Annotated in this window: 19 protein-coding genes; 7 read left to right on the top strand and 12 right to left on the bottom strand. The window is 70.0% G+C overall.

Going from position 1 to position 22,867, the window contains the following annotated elements; translation table 11 throughout:
- Positions 1-11: 11 nt before the first annotated feature.
- A complete protein-coding gene (locus ENE75_RS10010; protein ID WP_128198109.1) occupies positions 12-506 on the bottom strand; it encodes a ribonuclease P protein component in 495 nt (164 codons plus the stop codon).
- 38 nt (positions 507-544) lie between these two features.
- Complete coding sequence (rpmH, locus tag ENE75_RS10005) at positions 545-676, bottom strand: 50S ribosomal protein L34 (RefSeq protein WP_128198108.1); 132 nt, start codon at positions 674-676, stop codon at positions 545-547.
- A gap of 501 nt (positions 677-1,177) precedes the next feature.
- Here rpmH and dnaA point away from each other — a divergent pair.
- From dnaA to fic, 5 genes are all read left to right on the top strand, one after another.
- Positions 1,178-2,605 carry a chromosomal replication initiator protein DnaA gene (dnaA, locus tag ENE75_RS10000; RefSeq protein WP_128198107.1) on the top strand — a complete coding sequence of 476 codons (1,428 nt, stop codon included), beginning with the start codon at positions 1,178-1,180 and terminating at the stop codon, positions 2,603-2,605.
- A gap of 343 nt (positions 2,606-2,948) precedes the next feature.
- The gene (gene dnaN, locus ENE75_RS09995) at positions 2,949-4,067 is read left to right on the top strand and encodes a DNA polymerase III subunit beta (RefSeq protein ID WP_128198106.1); all 1,119 of its coding nucleotides are present in this window, start codon (positions 2,949-2,951) and stop codon (positions 4,065-4,067) included.
- A gap of 67 nt (positions 4,068-4,134) precedes the next feature.
- Positions 4,135-6,636 (top strand): DNA topoisomerase (ATP-hydrolyzing) subunit B, encoded by a 2,502-nt coding sequence (gene gyrB / locus ENE75_RS09990; protein WP_128198105.1) that lies wholly within the window; start codon positions 4,135-4,137, stop codon positions 6,634-6,636.
- A 14-nt stretch (positions 6,637-6,650) separates the two neighbouring features.
- On the top strand, positions 6,651-8,624 hold the full coding sequence (locus ENE75_RS09985) for a DUF2075 domain-containing protein (protein WP_128198104.1): 1,974 nt from the start codon (positions 6,651-6,653) through the stop codon (positions 8,622-8,624).
- A 379-nt stretch (positions 8,625-9,003) separates the two neighbouring features.
- Entirely contained in the window at positions 9,004-10,098 is a 1,095-nt protein-coding gene (gene fic, locus ENE75_RS09980) for a protein adenylyltransferase Fic (RefSeq protein ID WP_128198103.1), read from the top strand.
- 19 nt (positions 10,099-10,117) lie between these two features.
- Here the strand turns inward: fic and ENE75_RS25080 are convergent, their stop codons facing one another.
- From ENE75_RS25080 to ENE75_RS09965, 3 genes are all read right to left on the bottom strand, one after another.
- Positions 10,118-10,765 carry a CAP domain-containing protein gene (locus ENE75_RS25080; RefSeq protein ID WP_199232255.1) on the bottom strand — a complete coding sequence of 216 codons (648 nt, stop codon included), beginning with the start codon at positions 10,763-10,765 and terminating at the stop codon, positions 10,118-10,120.
- Positions 10,766-10,907: 142 nt separating this feature from the next.
- Complete coding sequence (locus ENE75_RS09970; RefSeq protein ID WP_233259004.1) at positions 10,908-12,095, bottom strand: MFS transporter; 1,188 nt, start codon at positions 12,093-12,095, stop codon at positions 10,908-10,910.
- 104 nt (positions 12,096-12,199) lie between these two features.
- Positions 12,200-12,790 (bottom strand): GNAT family N-acetyltransferase, encoded by a 591-nt coding sequence (locus tag ENE75_RS09965; protein ID WP_128198102.1) that lies wholly within the window; start codon positions 12,788-12,790, stop codon positions 12,200-12,202.
- 122 nt (positions 12,791-12,912) lie between these two features.
- Here ENE75_RS09965 and ENE75_RS09960 point away from each other — a divergent pair, with 122 nt between their 5' ends.
- On the top strand, positions 12,913-14,415 hold the full coding sequence (locus ENE75_RS09960) for a methyl-accepting chemotaxis protein (RefSeq protein WP_128198101.1): 1,503 nt from the start codon (positions 12,913-12,915) through the stop codon (positions 14,413-14,415).
- Positions 14,416-14,437: 22 nt separating this feature from the next.
- Here ENE75_RS09960 and ENE75_RS09955 read toward each other — a convergent pair whose 3' ends face one another.
- From ENE75_RS09955 to ENE75_RS09930, 6 genes are all read right to left on the bottom strand, one after another.
- Positions 14,438-15,634 carry an MFS transporter gene (locus ENE75_RS09955; RefSeq protein ID WP_158288906.1) on the bottom strand — a complete coding sequence of 399 codons (1,197 nt, stop codon included), beginning with the start codon at positions 15,632-15,634 and terminating at the stop codon, positions 14,438-14,440.
- The gene (gene gnd / locus ENE75_RS09950) at positions 15,631-17,052 is read right to left on the bottom strand and encodes an NADP-dependent phosphogluconate dehydrogenase (protein ID WP_128198099.1); all 1,422 of its coding nucleotides are present in this window, start codon (positions 17,050-17,052) and stop codon (positions 15,631-15,633) included. The genes ENE75_RS09955 and gnd overlap by 4 nt, the downstream gene beginning before the upstream one ends.
- A gap of 32 nt (positions 17,053-17,084) precedes the next feature.
- Entirely contained in the window at positions 17,085-17,813 is a 729-nt protein-coding gene (locus ENE75_RS09945) for an amino acid ABC transporter ATP-binding protein (RefSeq protein ID WP_128198268.1), read from the bottom strand.
- Positions 17,814-17,876: 63 nt separating this feature from the next.
- The gene (locus ENE75_RS09940; RefSeq protein ID WP_128198098.1) at positions 17,877-18,863 is read right to left on the bottom strand and encodes an NAD(P)H-binding protein; all 987 of its coding nucleotides are present in this window, start codon (positions 18,861-18,863) and stop codon (positions 17,877-17,879) included.
- 16 nt (positions 18,864-18,879) lie between these two features.
- Positions 18,880-19,689: a crotonase/enoyl-CoA hydratase family protein gene (locus ENE75_RS09935; protein WP_128198097.1), complete on the bottom strand. Its 810-nt coding sequence runs from the start codon at positions 19,687-19,689 to the stop codon at positions 18,880-18,882.
- Between the two features lie 14 nt (positions 19,690-19,703).
- A complete protein-coding gene (locus ENE75_RS09930; protein WP_128198096.1) occupies positions 19,704-19,940 on the bottom strand; it encodes a SlyX family protein in 237 nt (78 codons plus the stop codon).
- A gap of 53 nt (positions 19,941-19,993) precedes the next feature.
- Here ENE75_RS09930 and ENE75_RS09925 point away from each other — a divergent pair, with 53 nt between their 5' ends.
- Positions 19,994-21,160 carry a CaiB/BaiF CoA transferase family protein gene (locus ENE75_RS09925; protein ID WP_128198267.1) on the top strand — a complete coding sequence of 389 codons (1,167 nt, stop codon included), beginning with the start codon at positions 19,994-19,996 and terminating at the stop codon, positions 21,158-21,160.
- Here ENE75_RS09925 and ENE75_RS09920 read toward each other — a convergent pair.
- Positions 21,157-22,809 (bottom strand): hypothetical protein, encoded by a 1,653-nt coding sequence (locus ENE75_RS09920; protein WP_128198095.1) that lies wholly within the window; start codon positions 22,807-22,809, stop codon positions 21,157-21,159. The two genes, ENE75_RS09925 and ENE75_RS09920, sit on opposite strands and share 4 nt — an antisense overlap.
- Positions 22,810-22,867: the final 58 nt, after the last annotated feature.

Raw genomic sequence — 22,867 nt, 5'->3', positions numbered from 1 at the left:
CCAAAGGGTGGTCACGGCGCATGCCCTCCGGTGGCGCGGGCGCCGCGATCCGGTCGTGACGCGCTCCGCCCTGCCGTCCCGAGGGCAGCATCCAGTTCGCCGCGGGCAGCCGCACGCAGCACTTCCGACGCCGCGGACACGAAGTCGCTGCGCGCAAAGCCGCTGCGCAGCCGCACCACCCACAGGCCACCGGGCAGCGACCCGGCGTGCCGCTGCAGCGCCGCGCGGATCTGCCGCCGCAACAGGTTGCGTGTGACCGCCCGTCGAGCCAGACGCTTGGGGAGCACGGCACCCAGCCAGAACCGCCCGCTCAAGTCATCCACAGGTTGCGGTGACTTGTTCACGTCGTCTGTGGATAACTCTTGCCGGGCAGCCTGCTTTCCAGCAGGACGGGGGCGTGACGGCGCCGCCGGCAGGTGATGCACGGCGAAGTGGGCACTCCGCGACCAGGGCGGCGTGGACAGCAGGCGTTGGAAATCGGCGCTGTGCACAAGGCGCCCGATCATCGCGGCCGGCGATGGCAGCCTGCCACCGATGTCGCCGCTCAGGCCAGGCGCTTGCGGCCCTTGGCGCGTCGCGCCTTGATCACCGCACGGCCGCCGCGCGTCTTCATGCGGACGAGGAAACCGTGGGTGCGCGCGCGGCGGGTCTTGGAAGGCTGGTAGGTGCGCTTCATGATGAAGTCCTGGACGGTGATGGCGCCGTCACCTGGCGCCGGAGGCTGCGAAAAAGCCCAGGCCGGGCGGGTGGCCAGGCACAGGTCGAACCGGGAACATGCCTTGGGGCGGATGGGTGGATGCCGACCTGCCTGATGTGCCCTCGGCACGCGCAGGGGAACGGGCCTGCAACGACCACCCTGGACACAGCCCCTGTGGATTCGGCATCCCCGGCACCCTGGCGCACCGGCACCTGCAGGGGCCCGCCTCGAAGGGCGGGCCGCGCGAGCGCACGGCCGTTGCCAGATCGGCACATTCACGTGCCGCCCCCGCATTTTTCCGGATCCGGGGAACCCTTCATTAGAGCAGAAAAGCCTTTTCCGGTCAAAGACTTGCACCACAACCTGCGGTGATGCGCAGGGCTTGACCATTGGCGCGACATTGTGGATAACTGCCCTCCCCGCAGCGTCAGGACCCCCCTGCGCGGCGCCGAGACAAGAAGATTTCCACACCCCACCGGTATGACGCCCGACTTATGGCAGCGTGGCTGCGAGCGCCTCGCGAGCGAACTGCCTGAACAGCAGTTCAACACCTGGATCCGCCCGTTGCCCCCGGCCGAAGTGCTGCCGCAGGACGACGACACGATGCGGGTGGCGCTGCGCGTGCCCAACCGCTTCAAGCTCGACTGGATCCGCAGCCAGTACGCCGGCCGCATCGAAACCGTGCTCAGCGACTTGGCCGGCCTGCCGGTGCGGCTGGACCTGCAACTGGCGCCGCGTGAGCTGCCCCCCGTGCGCCCGGGCCCCGCGGCGAGCACGTCGCCGGCCCATGACGCGGCGCCGGGCCTGGTGGCGGCGAGCGCAGCCACCAGCATTGCCACGTTGGCCGCAGCAGCCGACGGCACCGCCACGCCTCCCCCGGCGGCCAGCCGCCACAAGCTCAACCCGGCGCTGACCTTCGACACCCTCGTGGCCGGCCGCGCCAACCAGATGGCGCGCACCGCCGCACTGCACGTAGCCGGTGCGCCGGGCGCCATGTACAACCCGCTGTTCATCTACGGCGGCGTGGGCCTAGGCAAGACCCACCTGGTGCACGCCGTGGGCAACGCCCTGCTGAAGGACCGCCCCGACGCCCGCGTGCTGTACCTGCACGCCGAGCAGTTCATCAGCGACGTGGTGCGCAACTACCAGCGCAAGACCTTCGACGAGCTCAAGGCCAAGTACCACCAGCTCGACCTGCTGCTGATCGACGACGTGCAGTTCTTCGCCGGCAAGGAGCGCACCCAGGAGGAGTTCTTCAACGCCTTCGAGGCGCTGCTGGCCAAGCGCGCGCACATCATCATGACCAGCGACACCTACCCCAAGGGCCTGGTCGACATCGACGAACGTCTCACCAGCCGCTTCGACGCCGGCCTGACGGTGGCCATCGAGCCGCCGGAGCTGGAGATGCGGGTGGCCATCCTGATCCAGAAGGCGCGCGTGGACGGCGTGGAGATGCCCGAGGACGTGGCCTTCTTCGTGGCCAAGAACGTGCGCGCCAACGTGCGTGAGCTCGAGGGTGCACTGCGCAAGGTGCTGGCCTACGCGCGCTTCACGCACAAGGACGTGAACATCGCGCTGGCCCGCGAGGCGCTGAAGGACCTGCTGTCGATCCAGAACCGGCAGATCAGCGTCGAGAACATCCAGAAGACGGTGGCCGACTTCTACAAGATCAAGGTCGCCGACATGTACAGCAAGAAGCGCCCGGCCTCGATCGCCCGCCCGCGCCAGATCGCCATGTTCCTGGCCAAGGAGATGACGCAGAAGAGCCTGCCCGAGATCGGCGAGCTCTTCGGCGGCCGCGACCACACCACGGTGCTGCACGCGGTGCGCAAGATCGGCGGCGAACGGCAGAAGAACAGCGAACTGAACCAGCAGCTGCACGTGCTGGAACAGACGCTCAAGGGGTGAGGCAGGACGTACAGGTCCGCCTGCGCGGACCCGTTCGCCTGTGGAACCGGCCTGGCATGCTTGCCGGGCCGTGAGCGAACCGCCCGAGCGCTGCGAGGGCGTAGGGTGCCGTGCCGAACAACAGACACCTTCACAACCCTGTGCACATCTCCCGAACAACCGCGCCCTTGTCCACAGCCCCTGCCCGCACCCCGGTTTTGTCCCCAATCCGCGACGCCGCCATCCCTGTTCCCACCCACAGGGTTCGTGCCCGACTAAAGCCTTGATCAATCAGGCGAAAATAGCGTTGTTCACAGCCCAGGCCGGGGCCTACTACGGCTACCAGGCTTAAAAAGGTAAAGACATGATCGTCCTGAAGGCAGCCCAGGAAAACCTGCTCGCCGCCCTGCAGTCGGTGGCCGGCATCGTGGAACGTCGGCACACCCTGCCCATCCTGGCCAACGTGCTGCTGCGCAAGAACGGCCCGGCCATCGAGTTCACCACCAGCGACCTGGAGATCCAGGTGCGCACCACGGCCGAACTCGGCGGTGACGCCGGCAGCCTGTCGGTCACCGTGGGCGCGCGCAAGCTCATCGACATCCTGCGTGCGCTGCCGGCCGACCAGACCGTCACGCTCAGCGCCAGCGGCTCCAAGCTCACCCTCACCGGCGGCAAGAGCCGCTTCACGCTGCAGACCCTGCCGGCCGACGACTTTCCGCTGGTCAACGAGGCGGTGGACTTCGGCCCCGCGTTCTCGGTGCCGCAGAAGACGCTCAAGGGCCTGATCAACCAGGTGCACTTCGCGATGGCGGTGCACGACATCCGCTATTACCTCAACGGCATCCTGTTCATCGCCGAAGGCAGCACGCTGACCCTGGTGGCCACCGACGGCCACCGCCTGGCCCTGGCCCAGGCCACGCTGGACCACGAGGTGCCCAAGCAGGAGGTCATCCTGCCGCGCAAGACGGTGCTGGAACTGCAGCGCCTGCTCAAGGACGACAAGGACAACGACGACGGCGCCATCGAGATGCGCTTTGCCGCCAACCAGGCCAAGTTCGCCTTCAGTGGCATGGAGTTCGTCACCAAGCTGGTCGAGGGCAAGTTCCCCGACTACAACCGCGTGATCCCGAAGAACCACAAGAACCACGTCACGCTGGGCCGCGTACCGCTGCTGGGCTGCCTGCAGCGCGCGGCCATCCTGACCAGCGAGAAGTTCAAGGGCGTGCGCTTGAACATCGAACCCGGCGTGCTCAGGATCGCTTCCAGCAACGCCGAGCAGGAAGAGGCCAAGGAAGAGCTCGAGATCGACTACAACGGCGACGCCATCGAGATCGGCTTCAACGTCACCTACCTGATGGACGCGCTGACCAACATCCCGCAGGAGATGGTCAAGCTCGAGCTGCAGGACAGCCAGGCCAGTGCGCTGCTGACCGTGCCGGAGCAGGCCGGCTTCAAGTACGTGGTCATGCCGATGCGCATCTGAGGCCACGCGCCGCAGACCAGCGTCCAGCGGGCTCCGGCCCGCTGTCGTGTTTCCAGAGAAAGCCACCATGAGCGAGAACACCACGCCGCAACCCGGTTCCGACGCCTACGGCGAAGGCAGCATCCAGATCCTGGAAGGCCTGGAGGCCGTGCGCAAGCGGCCCGGCATGTACATCGGCGACACGTCCGACGGCACCGGCCTGCACCACCTGGTCTTCGAGGTGGTGGACAACTCCATCGACGAGGCGCTGGCCGGCCACTGCGACGACATCGTCGTCACCATCCATACCGACAACAGCATCAGCGTCGTCGACAACGGCCGCGGCATCCCCACCGGCGTGAAGATGGACGACAAGCACGAGCCGAAACGCTCGGCGGCCGAGATCGCGCTGACCGAACTGCACGCCGGCGGCAAGTTCAACCAGAACAGCTACAAGGTCTCCGGCGGCCTGCACGGCGTGGGCGTGAGCTGCGTCAACGCGCTGAGCAAGTGGCTGCGGCTGACGGTGCGCCGCGACGGCCAGGTGCACTACATCGAGTTCCGCAAGGGCATCCCGCAGGACCGCGTGCTGGAGATGCGCGACGGTGTCGAAGTCAGCCCGATGAAGATCACCGGCGCCACCGACAAGCGTGGCACCGAGGTGCACTTCCTGCCCGACGAGGAGATCTTCACCGCCAACACCGACTTCCACTACGAGATCCTGGCCAAGCGCCTGCGCGAGCTGAGCTTTCTGAACAACGGCGTCAAGATCCGCCTGGTCGACGAGCGCAACAACAAGGAAGACAACTTCGGCTACGTCGGCGGCGTCAAGGGCTTCGTCGAGTTCATCAACCAGGGCAAGAAGACCCTGCACCCCAACATCTTCCACGCTACCGGCGACCGCACCAGCGACAACGCCACCAACATCGGTGTCGAGGTGGCCATGCAGTGGAACGACGGCTACAGCGAGAGCGTGCTGTGCTTCACCAACAACATCCCGCAGCGGGATGGTGGCACCCACCTCACCGGCCTGCGCGCGGCGATGACGCGCGTGATCAACAAGTACATCGACGACAACGAGCTGGCCAAGAAGGCCAAGGTGGAGATCAGCGGCGACGACATGCGCGAAGGCCTGTGCTGCGTGCTCAGCGTCAAGGTGCCCGAGCCCAAGTTCAGCAGCCAGACCAAGGACAAGCTCGTCAGCTCCGAAGTGCGCGGCCCGGTGGAGGACGTGGTGGCCAGCAAGCTGGGCGAGTGGCTGCTGGAGAACCCCACCGACGCCAAGATCGTCTGCGGCAAGATCGTCGAGGCGGCCAAGGCCCGCGAGGCCGCGCGCAAGGCACGCGAGATGACGCGCCGCAAGGGCGTGCTCGACGGCCTGGGCCTGCCTGGCAAGCTGGCCGACTGCCAGGAGAAGGACCCGTCGCTGTGCGAGATCTACATCGTCGAGGGCGACAGCGCCGGCGGCAGCGCCAAGCAGGGGCGTGACCGCAAGTTCCAGGCGATCCTGCCGCTGCGCGGCAAGATCCTCAACGTGGAGAAGGCGCGCTACGAGAAGCTGCTGACCAGCAACGAGATCCTGACGCTGATCACCGCGCTGGGCACCGGCATCGGCAGCGCCGGCGGTGGCGGCGACGACTTCAACCCCGACAAGCTGCGCTACCACCGCATCATCATCATGACCGACGCGGACGTGGACGGCGCCCACATCCGCACCCTGTTGCTGACCTTCTTCTTCCGCCAGATGCCGCAGCTGGTGGAGCGCGGACACATCTACATCGCGCAGCCGCCGCTGTACAAGGTCAAGCACGGCAAGCAGGAGCAGTACCTGAAGGACGGCCACGAGCTCGACGCCTACCTGCTGAAGGTGGCGCTGGACGGCGCGCGCATCGACCCCGGTAACGGACAAGCCGAACTGGCGGGAGAGCGCCTGGCCGAGCTGGCCGCGGCCTACCTGCGCGCCAACAGCGTGGTCAACCGCCTGTCGGCCTGGATGGACGTGGAAGGCCTGCGCGCCATCGCCGACGGCCTGGTGCTGGACCTGGACACGGCCGAAGCCGCCGAAGCCAGTGCCGTGCGCATGCAGGCTGCGCTGCACGACGCCGAGGTGGCGGCCGAATACGACGCGCGCAGCGACAAGCACCTGCTGCGCATCAGCCGCCGCCACCATGGCAACGTCAAGAGCAGCGTGATCACCACCGACTTCGTCCATGGTGCCGACTACGAGGCGCTGAGCCAGGCCGGCCGCACCTTCCAGGGCCTGCTGGGTGCCGACGCCGTGGCCCGGCGTGGCGAAGGCGACAAGCAGAAGGAACAGAAGGTGGCCGACTTCCGCGCCGCCATGGCCTGGCTGATGCAGCAGGCCGAGAACAGCGTGGGCCGTCAGCGCTACAAGGGCCTGGGCGAGATGAACCCCGAGCAGCTGTGGGAAACGACCATGGACCCCGGCGTGCGCCGGCTGCTGAAGGTGCAGATCGATGACGCGATCGAGGCCGACCGCGTGTTCACGATGCTGATGGGCGACGAGGTGGAGCCGCGCCGGGACTTCATCGAGAGCAATGCGTTGAGGGCGGCGAATATCGACGTGTGATCCGGGACTGCCTCATGCGCGCCTATTACGCCAACTCCATCGGCGAATACCTGGCAAGCGATGAGGACAGCGTCCTAGGTGCGCTGACGGCGGCGAGCACGTTTGCCGTCGATATCGCCCAGCGCAACGCGTGGCTGGAGGAGATTCGGCTCCTGCGCGAGACCCTGCCCGCCTTTCCTTCGGGTGAACTCCTCCTGGAGTTCGTGGTGCCGCGGCTTGGCAAACGGATCGATGCGGTCCTGCTCCTGAATGGCGCGGTGGTCGTCATCGAATTCAAGACCAATGCGACGGCCTTTGCCCGGGCCGATGTGGAACAGACCTGGGACTACGCGCTCGATCTGAAGAACTTCCACGAGACCAGCCATCACCGAACGATCTACCCGGTGCTCGTGATCACCGGTGCAAGCGGAGAACTCCGTCGAGGTGAACACCGTTCGACGGACGGGGTGGCCGATCCTAGCCTGGTCTGTGCCGATCGCTTCGCGGAGTTGCTGCAGCAACTCGTTGGCCAGCGTGTTGAAGAAAGCGCACCCCTTGGTCATTGGGAAAGTGGCCGCTATCGGCCCACGCCCACGATCATCGAAGCGGCGACCAGCCTGTACCGGCGTCATTCGGTGCAGGAGATCGCGCGACATGGGGCCGACGCCAAGAACCTGACTTGCACTTCGGAGAAGGTCGCGGCCATCATTCGGCAGTCGCGTGACTCGTCGAGCAAATCGATCTGCTTCGTGACCGGTGTCCCAGGCGCTGGCAAGACACTGGTTGGACTCGACGTGGCGACGCGATTCCAGGATGCCTCGAGTGAACTGCACAGCGTCTACCTGTCAGGCAACGGCCCACTGGTCGCCATCCTGACCGAAGCCTTGGCGCGGGACCGCATCCAGCAGGAGCGGCTCCAGGGTCGTGCCGTGAAGAAGGGCGAGGCCCGGCAGGCCGTGAAGGCCTTTATTCAGAACGTGCATCACTTTCGTGACGAAGGACTGAAGGATCCCACGCCGCCGCCCGAGCATGTGACCATCTTCGACGAAGCACAGCGCGCCTGGAATCTGGCGAAGACGGTCGACTTCATGCAGCGCAAGAAGGGTCACCGCGGCTTTCAGCAGTCCGAGCCTGACTTCCTGATTTCCTGCCTGGACCGACACCCAGACTGGGCTGTGGTCGTGTGTCTGGTCGGGGGTGGCCAGGAGATCAACACCGGTGAGGCGGGCATCGGGGAATGGCTGGAGGTGATCAGGACCAGGTATCCCGATTGGCAGGTGCATCTGTCGTCGGAACTGACCGAGTCCGAGTACGCGGCGGCCGATGCCATCGCGGTGCTGGCGGCGCAGCGTGTGGTGCACTTCGACGACGACCTGCACCTGCCGGTTTCGATGCGCTCGTTCCGGGCCGAACAGGTGTCCCCGTTCGTTCGCCATGTGCTGGACCTGGAGGTCGACGTGGCTTCCGACCTCTACCGCTCGATCGCCCGTCAATTTCCGCTGGTGATGACCCGCAGCGTGGAACAGGCCAGGCGCTGGCTGCGCCGTCAGGCTCGGGGCAGCGAGCGCTACGGCCTCGTGGTCTCGTCACAGGCGCTGCGCCTGAAACCGCACGCCATCGATGTGCGCGCACCGGTCGATCCTGTCCATTGGTTTCTGGATGATCGGGACGACGTCCGCTCGTCCTTCTATCTCGAGGACGTGGCCACCGAGTCCCAGGTTCAGGGGCTGGAACTCGATTGGGTCGGGGTGGTCTGGGACGCGGACCTCCGGCGTCACGGCACTGGCTGGCAGCATCATTCCTTCGTGGGCAGCCGGTGGCAGCGCATTCTCAAGCCCGACCGACAGGCCTACCTCAAGAACGCCTACAGGGTGCTGCTGACCCGAGCACGCCAGGGCATGGTGATCGTGGTGCCGCGTGGCGAACCCGACGACCCGACGCGCGACCCGGCCTTCTACGACGGCACCTACCGGTACCTGCGCTCGATCGGCATCCCGGAATTGGGGTGATGCCAGGGCTGTGTGTTGTCGACAGACCAGGAGCGGTCTGGTGCCATGGGTGCAACGGCAGGTTGTCCTGACGGTCGGCACTCTTGAATGCAGTCGTCCCGAGGACAGGGCCGAGCCAAGCCGGTGGTCTGAGCGCTTGGACCAGGTCATCTGTTGGTCAACGTGTATGAAGGAGCCGAACTTCTATTCATGTCGTGGCTGACATGCACAGCCTATCGACACGTCCCTTGTACGTCGGCCGGGCCGCTGACCGGCCAGCCTGTCCGCAGGTGCTGAAGATGTGTCGATAAACGACAGGAATATCGACGCGTTCTGGCATCATGTCGATCCGATGAACATGTCCCGGCGATAAGTCGATCCTGGGCGCCTTGATCGACACATGCCCTTCGACCCGACCCACGCCTTCAACGACCTGCCGGCACTCCCGCCAGCCGTCGACGTGGAGTCGCGGGCGGTTCTCAAGGCCTGCATTTCAGCGCGCGCCGCGGTGGCCGAACTGAAGGCCGCCGGCCGGCTGATTCCCAACCAGGGCGTGCTGATCAACTCGATCCCGCTGCTCGAGGCCCGGGCCAGCAGCGAGATCGAGAACATCGTGACCACCACGGACCAGATGTTCCTCTTCGACGGCGTCAGTGAAGGCGAAGCCGACCCCGCGACCAAGGAAGCCCTGCGCTACCGCACTGCGCTGTGGCAAGGCCATCAGGCGCTGAAGAACCGCCCGCTGTCCACGAACACGGCCATCCAGATCTGCCGTGTGATCAAGGGTGTCGACATGGACATCCGCAGGACCCCGGGCACGACGCTCGCCAACGACCATACCCGCCAGGTCGTCTACACGCCGCCTGAAGGGGAGGCCCTGCTGCGCGAGAAGCTGGCCAACTGGGAACGCTGGATGCACGGCACCCTGCCGGGGTCGGCGGAGATCGATCCGCTGGTGCGCATGGCCGTTGGGCACTACCAGTTCGAGGCCATTCACCCGTTCACCGACGGCAATGGCCGCACCGGGCGCATCATCAACCTGCTGTACCTGGTCGAACAAGGACTGCTCGACATCCCGGTGCTCTACCTGAGCCGCCACATCCTTCGCCACAAGGCCGGTTACTACGGTGGCCTGTCGGCCGTCACGGAGGCCGGGGCCTGGGAGCCATGGCTGCTCTACATGCTGGCCGGCGTGACAGACACCGCGCGCTGGACCCTGGACAAGATCCTGGCGGTGCGTGCATTGCTCGAGGAGACGGCCGAGAGGATGCGTCGCGACGCCGGCCCGGTCTACTCCCGTGAACTGGCGGAACTGGTCTTCGTACGGCCTTACTGCCGAATCGCCCATGTCGTGGAGGCCGGGCTGGCCAGGCGCCAGACCGCGAGCGTCTACCTCAAGGCGCTGGTCGCGGCCGGCATCCTGCGTGAGCACAAGGTCGGGCGCGAGAAGGTCTTCCTGAACCCCGCCTTCCTCGACCTCCTGAAGCAGGACTGAACGCCGCGGCGCCCAACCGTCACCGCGCCGCCCCCAGCACCATGGTCCAGTAGGTCCGGTACGTGTTCCCGCTGCCTCCGGCCACACACGCCAGGCCGATGTCGCCGAAGCGTGCATTCATGATGTTGGCGCAATGCCCTGGGCTGGCCATCCACGCCGCCACCACGGCGTCCACCCCCACCTGCCCGGCGGCGATGTTCTCGCCCCAGGTGCGCCAGGTGTAGCCGGCGGCGGTGGCGCGCTGGCCGGCGTTGCTGCCGTCGCTGCCGGTGTGGTTGAAGAAGTTGCCGGCCACCATGTCCTCGCTGTGCACCAGCGCGGCCTGGGTCAGCGTGGCGTTCCACGCCAGGTCGGCGGCGGCCGGGTAGGCCTGCGTGCCACAGGTGGCGCCGCGCGCCCGCCAGGCGTTCACCGCGGCCATCACGGTGGCCTCGAAATCGGGCAGGTCGCAGGTGGCGCGGGTGCCGGGAACCGGGGCAGGCGAGGGTGCCGGTGCCGGTGCCGGTGCCGGTGCGGGTGCAGCTGGCGCCGCCCCGGTCGGCGGACTGGCCGACGCGGCCGTGCCGTCGTCGCCGCCGCCACCCCCGCCGCAGGCGGTGACGGCAGCGGTCAGGCACAGCAGCGCCAGCAGCGCAGGGCGGTGGGGTCGGGCGTGGGTGGCGCGCATGCGCTCAGCATCGGCCATCGCGGCGGCAGCTGATGGCCAGATGCTTCACACGCCGCCCGCCTGAAACATGCGGCAACACGCACCCGCGGCAGGCGTGACTTCCTGCCGCGCCTGCGGGCAGGCGGTGGCCGGACGGCGGGCTTCAGTGCGCCGGCTGCACGGCCGCCGCGGCCGGCCGCTCCCGCGGCAGCCACAGCACCGTGAACGCGGTGCACAGCGCCACGCCGGCCAGCAGCAGCAGCACGCTGTCGAAGCCCATGCGCTTGACCAGCGGGCCCAGCAGCCACACCGCCAGCGAACTGATGCCAAGCGACACCGCCAGCCGCAGCCCGGCCACACGGGAGCGCATGCGGTCGTCCACGTAGCGGGCGATCATCGCGTCGGTGAATGGGATGGCGCCGAAGACCAGGATCATCGTGCCCAGCAGTGCGGCATACAGCCACCAGCCCTGGGCCTGCGACGCGGCCGACAGCACCGGCACCTGCAGCAGCGCCACGCCCAGGTACAGCGGCCTGAGCGCAAAGCGGTCGATCAGCCGCCCCACCACCACCTGTGCCAGCGACGCCACCGCATACACGCCGGCCAGCAGCAGGCCCAGCGTGGCCGGGTCGTCCATCACGCCGGCCAGGCGTTCGCTCAGCAGCTGCGGGTTGCCGTTGGTCGTCAGGTTGAACAGGATGCCGCCGGTGGCCGACGCCACCGTCATCACCACCAACGCCCGCGCCACGTCGGCCCGCGACAGCGCCACGGTGGCACCGCCCTTGCGACGCACGGGCGGCTCGGTCTCGCGCGGCACCACGCGCACGAAGAGCACGCCCAGGGCCAGGCACGCCAGACCAGGCACGGCAAAGGCGGCGCGCCAGCCGGCCCACTGCACCAGGGCACCGGTCAGCACCGCGGAGACGGCAATGCCCAGGTTGCCCGCCAGCCCGTTGACGCCGATGACGGCCCCGGGCCGCGCCGCACCCTGCAGCAGCATCGGGATGCCCACCGGGTGGTAGATGGCGGCAAAGCTGCCCACCAGCGTCAGCGCCGCGGCCAGCTGCCACGGGCCCTGCGCCAGCGCCGCCAGCAGCAGCGAGACACCGATGCCGAAGAAGAACACCACCATCATCGCGCGCCGGCCCCACAGGTCGCCCAGCCGGCCGGCGGGCAGCGACCCCAGCCCGAACATCACGAAGGCACCCACGCCGAAGGGCATGAGGTCCTCCCAGCGCGCAAAGCCGAAGTCGCTGGCGATGCGCGCCACCGCGGCGGCAAAGATCAGCAGCGCCATGTGGTCCACCGCGTGGGCCACGTTGAGCAGCAGGATGGCGCGGCGGGGGTGCATCGGGCGTGGAGCATAGGCGCTCCGGGGCCTGGCAGGGGGATCTTTCCGTGGTGTGGGCAAGAGCGTGGGTGACCGGTGGGGGCCCGGCCCTCGGGGTGGCCGGCTCACGGCCCCCAGTAGCGCGCCTCGCCCAGCATTCCGGTGCAGACCACGCGGCGCGTGACGCCGTCGGCCGCCAGCCGTTCCAGCGCCCCGGGCTGCAGGGACTGCACCATCCAGGCGTCGCCATATGCCGGCGGGATGGCGTGCTCCGGCTGCAGGCCCCAGCGCGCGGCGGGTGCAAAGCCCAGGCGCGTGTAGTAGCCCGGGTCGCCCAGCACGAAGACCAGTGCGGTGCCGGCGTCGCGCAGCTGCGCCAGACCCTCGCGCGCCAGCCGCTGGCCCAGGCCCTGGCGCTGCAGCGCCGGGTCCACCGCCAACGGGGCCAGGATGGCGGCCGGCACGGCCGGTGTGGGTGCCGGGGCCAGTGCCACCGGCGTGAACAGCACATGGCCGCACAACCGCCCGCCCGGGTCGGCCGCCGCCAGCGACAGCGCCTGCGGGTGGCCGCCGGCGACGATGGGGTGGCCCAGCAGCCCGTGCAGCAGCGCGGCGATCTCCGGGCCCTCGTCGGGCCCGAAGGCGGCGTGGGCCAGGGTGGACAGCGCCGGCAGGTCGGCGGCCGTGGTGGGGCGACAGGTCAGCGGGGCGCTCATTCGTGACATCGGGCCCATTTTGTACACGCGTACCGGTTCCCGCATGGGGATGCCCCGCCTCAAGTGCGGCGCCCAGGGCCCGATACCCCAGGTTCCCTCGCCCGATCACAAGACGAGCCGCCATGAACCTCGCCGCCCTCACCCGCATCCCTGGCAGTGCCCGCTGGGCGCTGGCCCGCATCAATGAAGGCGCCGCGGCCCTGAACACCCGTGTGCTGCCGCTGACCCCTGTGGCCTGGGCGGTGTCGAGCTTCCTCAGCCGCATCCGCGGTCTGGTGCTGGCGGCACGCGGCGGCAGCATCGTCACCGCCACCAACGTGGCCCACCTGAAAAAGCACGTGGAGCTCACCGCCACCCGGGCCGAACAGCAGCTGGGGGACGCGCAGAGCCTGCAGCAGGCCGCCGCGCGCGTGACCGAGCTGTCGCAGGCGGTGGAAGGCGGGGCGCAGACGATTGCCGAGATGTCGTCGCGCAACCTGGCGTCGGCCGACGGGTCGATGACCGAACTGCAGCAGGTGCGCGCGCGCATGGCCGAGATGGAGGCCACCGTGGCTGCCTTCGGCACCACGGTGCAGCAGCTGGCCGAAGGCGCGCGCGCCATCGAGGCCATTGGCACCACCATCCGCGGCATCGCCATGCAGACCAACCTGCTGGCGCTCAACGCGGCCATCGAGGCGGCCCGTGCCGGTGAAGCAGGCCGCGGCTTCTCGGTGGTGGCCGCCGAGGTGCGCGGCCTGGCCGCGCGCGTGAACCACGAAACCAGCGAGATCAGCACCCGCAGCAGCGCGATGCTGGCGCTGGTGCAGCAGACGATGGACGGCACGGCGTCCATCACCGCCGGTGTCACGCAGTCGGCCGGCAGCATCGACAGCACCGCCCGCCGTTTCGAGGGCCTGGTGGACGACTTCCGCAGCATGGCGGCCACGGTGCAGCAGATCGCCGGATCCATCGGCGAACTCGCCGGCGTCAACCGCGACATGAACTCCCGCATCGGCGCGGTGTCGGACTCCGCCCGCGTGGTGCACGAGCTGATGGGCCATTCGGCCGCCCGCGTGGACGACCTGCGCCAGAGCACCGAGACCATCCAGGGCACGCTGGCGGAGTTCCGCACCGGCGGCACCACCTTCGATGCGCTGGTCGAGGCCACGACCCGCCTGCGCGACGACACCGCCGCCGCGCTGCAGCGCCATGCCGACGCCGGCGTGGCCATCTTCGACCAGGACTACCAGCCCATCGCCGGTTCCAACCCGCCCCGTTTCACCACGCGCTACGACCAGGCCGTGGAGGCCGAACTGCAGGCGCTGTACGACGCGCTGCTGGGCCAGCTCGACGGCGCCCTGTACGCGCTGGCCGTCGACAACAAGGGCTATGCACCGGCGCACAACCGCAAGTTCTCCGAGCCGCCCAACGGCGACTACGACCACGACCTGGCCAAGAGCCGCCACAAGCGCATCTTCGACGACCCGGTGGGCGCCAAGCTGGCCCGCAACACCAAGCCCTTCCTGTTCCAGACCTACCTGCGCGACACCGGCGAGGTGGTCAACGACCTGTCCATGCCCATCATGATCGGCGGCCGCCACTGGGGCGCCATCCGCGTGGGCTTCGACAGCGAACGGCTGAAGTGACGGTGCGCGGCGCGGCGCGCCGTCAGCGCCGCACCGCCTGCCAGGTGCCCCAGGTGGCCACCGCCGACAGCACGGCGCAGCCGACGATCACGCCGCCGTAGCTGCCGCTGGCGTCGAACACCCACCCTGCCAGCCAGGGCCCGGCCACGTTGCCCAGCGCCGCCCCGGTGTAAAGCGTGCCAATGATGGACGCCACCGCCCGCGCGCCGTAGAGGTCCATGCACAGCGCCGGCATCAGCGAGACGATGCCGCCGTAGCTCAGCCCCATCCACAGCGCAAACACCGCCAGCGCCACGTAGCCGTCGGCCGCCCACCACAACGCCATCGACACGCCCAGCGACGCCTGCATCGCCACGAGCGTCAGCGGCCGGCCCACGCGGTCGGCCAGGCTGCCGATGGCGAAGCGCCCGGTCAGGCTGCCGATGCCGATCAGCCCCACCAGGCCCACGGCCTGTGCCTCGCCGATGCCGAGGTCGCGCGCAGACGCCGACAGGTGGGCGAACGGGATGAACATGCTCGGTGCGGCCAGCACGCACATCGCGTACAGCCAGCGGAAGGACCGGCTGCGCAGCGCCTCGCGCAGCGTCATGCCGGGCACCGTGCCACCGGACCGCCGTGTGGCCGCGGGTGCCGGGCGCAGCAGCACCGTGGCCGCCAGCCCCAGCACGACCACGCCAGCGGCCAGCGCCAGCATCGCGCCCCGCCAGCCCCACCACGCGATGGCCGCCGTGGCCAGCAGCGGCACGGCAAAGGTGCCGGCCCCGATGCCGGCGCTGGCGATGCCGGCGGCCAGACCGCGCCGGCGCGTGAACCAGGGCTGCACGCAGCCGATGGACGGCGTGTAGACCAGCGCGATGCCCACGCCCAGGCCCAGGCCGTAGAACAGCGTCAGCTGCGTCATGGACGTGGCCTGGCTGCCGCCGGCCAGCGCGGCGGCGATGCACAGCATGCCGGCGCTGGTGACCACGCGCGGCCCGAAGCGGTCCGAGAGCATGCCGCCGAAGGCGCCGAGCACGAAGTACAGCAGGCCCGACAGGCCGAAGACCAGGGACACGTCGGCCCGGCTGGCGCTGAAGGTGGCCTCGAACGGCGCGAAGAACGCGGCGAAGGCATAGGCCACGCCGAAGATCACCGCCAGCGCGGTGAAGGCCGCGCCCACGATCACCCACCCGTAGGGCGCTTCGTCGGTCGCGGCCGGGGGCTGGGTGGGCGCCGTCACGACACCGTCGCCGGCCAGGTGGTGTGGAACATCTGCCCGGCCGGCCGGTCGGTGCGCTCGTAGGTGTGGGCGCCGAAGAAGTCGCGCTGCGCCTGCAGCAGGTTGGCCGGCAGGCGGGCGCTTCGCGCCATGTCGTGGTGGGCCAGCGCCGCACCCATGGCCGGCAGCGGCACGCCGGCCTGCACGGCCGTGGCCACCACGCTGCGCCAGGCGGCCTGTGCACCGGCCAGGGCGTCGACGAAATACGGCACCTGCAGCAGGTCGGCCGCGCCGGCACCGGCCGCGGCCACACGGCCCAGGAAACGCGCGCGGATGATGCAGCCGCCGCGCCACAGCCGCGCGATGGCGGCCAGGTCCAGGCCCCAGCCCTTTGCCTGGCTCGCGGCCTGCAGCAGCGCCAGGCCCTGGGCGTAGGCGACGATCTTGCTGGCGTACAGCGCCTGCGCCACCTGGTCGGCCCAGGCGGCGGGCTCGACACCGGTGATGCGCCCCGGCGGCCCGGCCAGCCGTGTGCTGGCGGCCACGCGTGCGTCCTTCAGCGCCGAGAGCAGGCGCGCATCCACCGCGGCCGTCATGGTGCCGATGGGCACGCCCTGCTCGGCGCCGGCCACCAGGGTCCAGCGGCCGGTGCCCTTCTGGCCGGCGCGGTCCTGGATCACGTCCACGATCGGCGCGCCGGACTCGGGGTCGCGCGTGGCCAGGATCAGGCCGGTGATCTCGATCAGGTAGCTCTGCAGCACGCCGGTGTTCCAGCGCCGGAACACGGCGGCCATGGCGTCGGCGTCCAGGCCAGCGGCCTGCAGCAGCGCGTAGGCCTCGCCGATGAGCTGCATGTCGGCGTACTCGATGCCGTTGTGCACCATCTTCACGAAGTGGCCGGCACCGCCGGGGCCGATGTGGCTGACGCAGGGCTCGCCGTCCACCTTCGCCGCGATGGCCTCGAACACCGGGCGCAGCGCGGCCCAGGCCTCGGCGCTGCCGCCGGGCATGATGGCCGGGCCCGTGCGCGCGCCTTCCTCGCCGCCGGAGATGCCGGCGCCGACGAAGTGCAGCCCGTGCGCTGCCCAGGCCGCGGCGCGGCGTTCGGTGTCGGGCCAGTGGCTGTTGCCGCCGTCGACGACGATGTCGCCTGGCTCGAGCAGCGGCCGCAGGCCATCGAGCACCGCGTCCACCGGCGCGCCGGCGTTGACCATCATCAGCAGCCGGCGCGGGCGCTTCAGCGCGGCCACCAGGCTGGCCAGCGTGGCGTGGCCGGTGGCGGCGGGGCCAACCGCGGCCACGGCGTCCACGCAGCGCGCCACCGCCGCGGCGTCCTGGTCGTGCACCGCCAGCGTGATGCCGTGGCCGGCCAGGTTGAGCGCCAGGTTGCGCCCCATCACGCCGAGGCCGACGAGGGCGAAGTCTTGCAGGGGGGTCATCGGCGTTGTCCGGCGGAACGTTTCTGCGGCGCTCAGTGCTGCAGGATCCGGGAGAGGAACAGCTGCGCCCGTTCGCTGCGCGGGCTGCCGAAGAAGTCGTCCTTGGGCGCGTCCTCGACGATCTCGCCGCGGTCCATGAAGATCACCCGCCCGGCCACCTTGCGCGCGAAGCCCATCTCGTGGGTGACGACCATCATCGTCATGCCCTCCTCGGCCAGCTGCACCATCACGTCCAGCACCTCGTTGATCATCTCCGGGTCGAGTGCCGAGGTGGGTTCGTCGAACAGCATCGCGATCGGGTCCATCGACAGCGCCCGGGCGATGGCCACGCGCTGCTGCTGGCCGCCCGAGAGCTGGCTGGGGAACTTGTCCTTCTGCGCGATCAGGCCCACGCGGTCCAGCAGCTTGAGGCCGCGCTCGACGGCCTCGTCCTCTCGGCGGCCCAGCACCTTCACCTGCGCCAGCGCCAGGTTGCGCGTGATCGACAAGTGCGGAAAGAGCTCGAAGTTCTGGAACACCATGCCGATGCGCGCGCGCAGCTTCGGCAGGTCGGTCCCCTTGGCGCCGACGTCGATGCCGTCGACCGTGATGCGGCCCTGCTGAAAGGGCTCCAGCGCGTTGACGGTCTTGATCAGCGTGGACTTGCCCGAGCCCGAGGGCCCGCAGACGACGACGACCTCGCCCTTGCGGACCTGCGTGGTGCAGTCCTTGAGCACCTGGAAGCTGCCGTACCACTTGCTGACACGGTCCATCTCGATCATCGGCATGCGGCCCTCACTCCGGAGACGCGACGATTGTCGGCCCTCTCGAGCCCCGGCAGCCTTCTAGAAGACACGGTGCGCGCCGAGATCGGCATGGCCTTCCCCGCGCAGCAGCTGCGCATAGTGATCTGCCAGCGTCCGCGTGCCCCAGGCGGGTGTGGCGTCGGCGTCGTAGCGCTGCGCCTGCATGTCCCACACCAGCATGGACTCGGTGGCGTAGTAGTGGCCGATGCGCGCCAGCTCGGCCTTGGCCGCCAGTACCGGGCGCACGCGCGCGGCCAGGTCCAGCATGCCGGCGATGCCGCGCAGCAAGCCCGGAGGCACACTGCGAAAGCACGGCGGGCGGCCGGCCAGGCGGCACAGCAGCTCGCCCTGTTCGCGCGGCGTGATCGCCGGGCCGGGGCCGCCGATGGGCAGCACGCGGTCCCAACGTGCCGGGTCGTCCAGGCAGCCGGCGAGGTAGTCGGCCAGGTCCTCGTCGGCGATCGGCTTGCAGGCGGTCAGGCGGCCGTTGCCGAAGAGCAGGAAGGGCTTGCCGGCCTGCACCCGCGCCACCTGACCCGACAGCGACTTGAAGAAGGCCGTGGGCCGCACGATGCTGTGGCGCAGGCCGCTGGCGGCCAGTTCGCGCTCGAAGGCCAGCTTGGCCTGCTGGAAGGCCAGGCGCGGCTTCTGCACGCAGATGGCCGACAGGAGGACGAAGTGTTCCGCGCCGGCGTCGCGCAGTGCCGTCAGCGCCTGCACATGGGCACGGTGGTCCACCGCCCAGGCGTCGGCCGGCACGCCGTTGCGCGACGCGAGGCACGACACCGCGGCGTCGAAGCGTTCGCCGCGCAGGCCGTCGCGCTGCAGCGATCCGGCGTCCAGCACATCGCCGTCGCGCAGCACCACGCCGGCAGCGGCCAGCGCCTGGCGAACGGCCGGGTCGCCGCCCGGCCGCACCAGCGCCACCACCTCGTGCCCGCGTGCCGCCAACGCCCGCGCCGTGGCCTGGCCGATGGTGCCGGTGGCGCCGAGCAGGAAGATCCGGCGAGGACGGCTGCCAGGCATCGGATGCGACGACGCCTCAGCGCCCCTGGAACCGCGCCGGCCGCTTCTCGACGAAGGCGCGCACGCCTTCGGCCGCGTCGTCGGACTGCGCCAGCCGCTGCTGGGTGGCGATGAACTCATGCATCGCCGCCAGCGGGCCCTGCTCCACCGCCTTCAGCGCGTTCTGGCGCGTGGCCACCACGGCCAGTGGCGCCTGCGCGGCAATCGCCTCGGCGATGCCGATGGCCACGTCCCGCTGCGTGCCCGCGGGCACCACCTTCTGCACGAAGTTCAGCCGCAGCGCCTCGGCGGCGTCGAACACGTCGGCCGTGAGCAGGTGCAGCAGTGCGTTGCCCAGGCCGGCGCGTTCGGCCATGCGCAGCGTGGCACCGCCGGTGGCCATGATGCCGCGCTGCACCTCCAGCTGGCTGAAGCGGCAGTCGTCGGCAGCGACCACGATGTCCGCGGCCAGCATCAGCTCGATGCCCAGCGTGTAGGTGATGCCCTGCACGGCGCAGACCATCGGCTTGGTGCGCCGCCGGTAGCCGGGGGTGCCCAGGTCGGTGGGCTCGACGAGACCGAAGTCGAAGGCCTTCTCGCCACGCTGCATCAGCGGCGCGAAGGATGGCAGGTCCAGCCCGGCGGTGAAGTGCGCACCGTGCGCGAACAGCACGCCCGCGCGCAGCGCCGGGTCGTCGTCCAGCCGCGTGTAGGCCTCGGCCAGCTGGCGGAACATGGCCGGCGTGAAGCCGTTGCGCTTGGCCGGGCGGTCGATGCCGATCAGCAGCAGGCCGTCGCGGGCTTCGCTGGTGATGCGGCCTTCGGGGGTGGCGTCGTGGGCGGACATCGGGAGGCTTCCAGTCAGTAGTGGGGCGGCAGGTCGTCGCGCAGGCTGCGCGGTGCGTCGCCTGGCCCGGCGGCCACCTGGGTGCGCAACTCGGCAAGGGCGCGGCTCAGCGTATCGATCTGCAGCTGCTGCCGTGCCACCGTCGCGTTGAGCGCCTCCAGCAGATCGTCAGCCCAGCTGGCCTTGAGCTCGAGGTCGACCAGGCGTTCTTCCAGCCTGTCGTCGGGGCTTGGTGGTGGAGCGTGCGTCATCCGGCCATCGTAGCGGCGCTACGCTTGCGGCCATGGCAGACACGAACATGTCCATGGACGCCCTGAGCGGCGTCAAGGTGCTGGAACTCGGCCAGCTGATCGCCGGCCCGTTTGCCGGCAAGACCCTGGCCGACTTCGGTGCCGACGTGATCAAGGTCGAGCCTCCGGCCGGCGGCGACCCGCTGCGCCAGTGGCGGCTGCTGCGCGAGGGCACCTCGGTGTGGTGGGAGGTGCAGTCGCGCAACAAGCGCAGCGTGGCGCTGGACCTGCGCACGCCGGAAGGTCAGGCCGTGGTGCGCGCGCTGGCGGCCGAGGCCGACGTGCTGATCGAGAACTTCAAGCCCGGCACGCTGGAAGGCTGGGGCCTGGGCTGGGACGCGCTGCACGCGCTGAACCCCGGGCTGATCATGCTGCGCATCTCCGGCTACGGGCAGACCGGGCCGTACGCCGGCAAGCCGGGCTTCGGCGTCATCGCCGAGGCCATGGGCGGCCTGCGCCACCTGACGGCCGAGCCCGGCCGCGTGCCGGTGCGCGTGGGCGTGAGCCTCGGCGACACGCTGGCGGCGCTGCACGGCGTGATCGGCGTGCTCACGGCGCTGCGCCACCGCGAGGTCCACGGCGGCCAGGGGCAGGTTGTCGACGTGGCGCTGTACGAGGCGGTGTTCAACGTGATGGAGAGCCTGCTGCCCGAGTACGACGCCTTCGACGTGGTGCGCCAGCCCGCGGGCAGCGCGCTGCCGGGCATCGCGCCCAGCAATGCCTACCGCTGTGCCGATGGCGCCTGGGTGCTGGTGGCCGGCAATGGCGACGGCATCTTCCGCCGGTTGATGACGGCCATCGGCCGCGCCGATCTGGCCGTCGACCCCGGCCTGCAGGGCAACACCGGGCGCGTGGCGCGGGTGGCGGAGATCGACGGCGCCATCGGCGACTGGACGGCGCAGCACCCGATCGAGCACGTGCTGGCCACGCTGGATGCGGCCCAGGTGCCGGCCGGGCGCATCTACACCGTGGCCGACATCGCCGCTGACCCGCAGTACCAGGCGCGCGGCATGGTCGTGCAGACGCAGGACCACGCCGGCCGGCCGCTGAAGGTGCCGGGCATCGTGCCCAAGCTGTCGGCCACGCCGGGACGGCTGCGCACCCCGGCGCCGACCCTGGGCGCGCACGACGACCAGCTGGCCGGGCAGGGCTGGCCCGCGCCGGAGGTGCCGAACACCTAGGCCGAGGCCGCGCCCGCCAGTGCCGAGAACAGCGCCTTGGCGTCGAGCGCACCGTCGGCGGTCAGCACGCGGGCCTGGTCGAACGCCGTGTGCCCCTGTGCCGCGACGATGGCCTGCACCGCCGCCACGTCCGTGCCTTCGTCGACCAGGCACACGGTGCGTGGCAGCGCGCCTTCGCGCGCGAGCAGGCCGATCTCGTAGGCCGTGCCGTCGCGCCGGCGGGTGAAGCCGCGCAAGTCCAGCAGCACCACGTCGCTGCGCGCCAGCAGTGCCTGCACGCCGGCCTGCCAGACGTTGGCGAAGCAGAACAGCTCGTTGACGCGGTAGCGGCGGTCGGGGTCGGGGTGCAGGTCCAGCGTCTCGACGCGCTGCGCCAGCTGCTCGCGCGTGGTGACGAACTGCTCGCGCGCCCGGCCGCGGATGAAGGCCAGCAGCTCGTGTGGGTCCAGCGTCTGCTGCGCCATGTCGGGCCCGCCGATCATGTGGATGGGGCCGATGAAGCGCCAGCGGAAGGCGGTCTCGTCGAGCAGGCGTTCACCGCGTTCGTCGTGGGCGAACACGCGCAGCAGCAGCAGCGAACGCGGCTGCGGCCACGCCGGTACGCGATGCAGGCCCACCGCGTACACGGCCAGCGCCACCACGTTGGCCGCCAGCAGCAGCGGCAGCCATGGGCCGCTGGCCTCGCGCTCGAAGCCCAGTACCGCCAGGGCGACGAACACCGTCAGCGTCAGCAGCCAGCTGCCCGTCTGCAACTGCGCGTCGCTGACGGCCTTGCGCTCGTAGCGCTGGCTCAGCCAGTGCACCAGCCGCCACGCGAACCAGGCCGTGCCCAGCGCCGGCACCAGCGCCGCCAGCACGGCCAAGCCCAGTGTGGCCTCGTCGGCGCAGCGTCCCACCACCAGCAGCACCCACAGCACACCTGCCATGCCGGCGTACAGCGTGCCCATCAGCACGTTGAGCAGCGGTGCCACCTGGCGCGCGTGGCGCCGCGCCACGGCCACCCAGAACAGCGCGACGAAGCAGCCGCCGAGGAACAGCGCGATGAAGGCCATGCCCAGCGTGGCGCCCTCGCTGCCGTCGGTGTGCACCGACCAGCGCAGCGCGGCTGCGGCCAGGAACAGCGGCACGAAACGGCGCCAGTACAGGCGCGTGAAGCGCGGGTGGGCGGTGCCGATGAGCACGATGGGCATGCACAGCGCACCGACCAGCAGCGCGTCGAAGAGCACGGTCAGCCCCCACTGCAGCGGCGTGCGGTCGGGCAGCGCCGCGGCGGCCTTGGCATCCAGCACCACGTCGGGCGAGAAGGTCATCATCAGCCCGGCCACCAGCGAGTACACCGCGCACGCGGCCACCAGCACGTTGCGCAGGCGCTTCTGACGCGCCGCGGCCTCGATGGCGAGCTGCCCGGGCGCCAACGGGGCGGCCTCCGCACGGCCATGGGCCGGCAGCGCGTCGGCGTCGACCTCGTCGCGCTCGGCATCGTCGCGCGCCGACATCAGCGCCACCACCCGCCGCCGGTACAGCCACATGACCAGCGGCGTGCCCAGTGTCGACACCACGAACATCAGCAGCACGAACACGCCGGCGCCGAACACCATCACCTGGTTCAGGCTGCGCCAGGCGCTGTCGGCCACGCAGGCCAGGTCCATCGACTCCTCCCGTGGGCGCGATGCTCCCGGCAAGGCCGGGGGCCGTCAACCGGGGTGC

It is taken from the genome of Rubrivivax albus (assembly GCF_004016515.1).
GTDB classification, from domain to species: domain Bacteria; phylum Pseudomonadota; class Gammaproteobacteria; order Burkholderiales; family Burkholderiaceae_C; genus Rubrivivax; species Rubrivivax albus.
Note: the sequence above shows the minus strand (reverse complement) of the source record. Positions and strands in the feature narration are given on the sequence as shown.